This window comes from Cobetia sp. (assembly GCF_983723665.1).
In genome coordinates this window covers 1,450-2,780 of sequence record NZ_CFDJES010000237.1, presented here as the reverse complement: position 1 = coordinate 2,780, position 1,331 = coordinate 1,450, and the positions used below count along the sequence as shown (strand labels likewise).

Genomic DNA, 1,331 nt, shown 5'->3' with positions numbered 1-1,331 from the left:
CCGGTATCCAGTCGGTGCCCAGCACCATCGTCGGCCAGTACTACGTGCCCGGCGCGCAGCCGGTGGACGTGCTGGTGCAGATGCTCAACGAGGCGCGTGCCCAGCAGGCGGGTTGATCCGCCCCGCATTACCCGATTGCCCTGACAGACGACACGCCCTTCGCAAGGATGGCGTGTCGTTTTGCGTTCAGGCATAAAGGAAAAGCTTATAGAGGCAAGCCACGACAACAAGACGACTCACGACAAGGACTGCTGCATGCCGCGCCCCATCATTCTCGATTGCGATCCCGGTCACGACGATGCCATCTCGCTGATTCTGGCCCTTAGCTCAGACGCGCTCGACGTACTCGCCGTCACCACCAGCGCCGGCAATCAGACGCCCGACAAGACGCTCAACAATGCGCTGCGGGTGCTCACCCTGCTGGGCCGCCACGATATTCCGGTGGCGGGCGGTGCGCCCAAGCCCTTGGCGCGCGAGCTGATCATCGCCGACAACGTGCATGGCGAAAGTGGCCTGGATGGCCCTGAACTGCCAGAGCCCGGCTTTGCCCCCGTCACCCAGAGCGCCATCGAGCTGATGGCCGAGAAGATCCGCGCCTGTGAGCAGAAGGTCACGCTGGTGCCCTCCGGCCCGCTGACCAACATCGCGCTGTTTCTCTCAGCCTACCCCGAGCTTCACCCGCGCATCGACAGCATCGTGCTGATGGGCGGCGCGGCCGGTGTCGGCAACTGGACGCCCGCCGCCGAGTTCAACATCTTCGTCGACCCCGAAGCCGCCGACATGGTGTTCAAGTCCGGCCTGCCCATCGTGATGTGCGGGCTGGATGTCACCCATCAGGCGCAGATCATGGATGAGGACATCGAGCGCATCCGCGCCATCGACAATCCCGTCGCCCAGTGTGTCGCCGAGCTGCTCGACTTCTTCATGATCTACCATCGCGATCCGAAGTGGGGCTTCAACGGCGCGCCGTTGCATGATCCCTGCACCATCGCCTGGCTGCTGGCGCCTGAGCTGTTCACCACGGTGGAGTGCTGGGTCGGCGTCGAGACACAGGGCGAGCACACCCAGGGCATGACGGTGGTGGACCGCTATCAGCTCACCGGCAAGCCGCACAACGCCAGGGTGCTGTTCGATATCGACCGCCAGGGCTTCGTCGATCTGATCGTCCGGCAGCTGGCGCAGTATTTCCCTCACTAGCCCCCTCGCTAACCCCCTCGCTAGCCGGCTCGCCAGCATCCAGAAGGCAGTCGCCCAGCCAGCGCCGTGCGAGGGGGTCTTTCCTGCTGAGAGCAGCGCTTCCCTATAGAGAGCCGCCATGTCAGAGACCGATC

The 1,331-nt window shown here is 64.2% G+C and carries 1 protein-coding gene; it reads left to right on the top strand.

The window, feature by feature from the left end:
* Positions 1-255 precede the first annotated feature (255 nt).
* Entirely contained in the window at positions 256-1,197 is a 942-nt protein-coding gene (gene rihA / locus AC4FAH_RS14315) for a pyrimidine-specific ribonucleoside hydrolase RihA (protein WP_490246284.1), read from the top strand.
* Positions 1,198-1,331 lie beyond the last annotated feature (134 nt).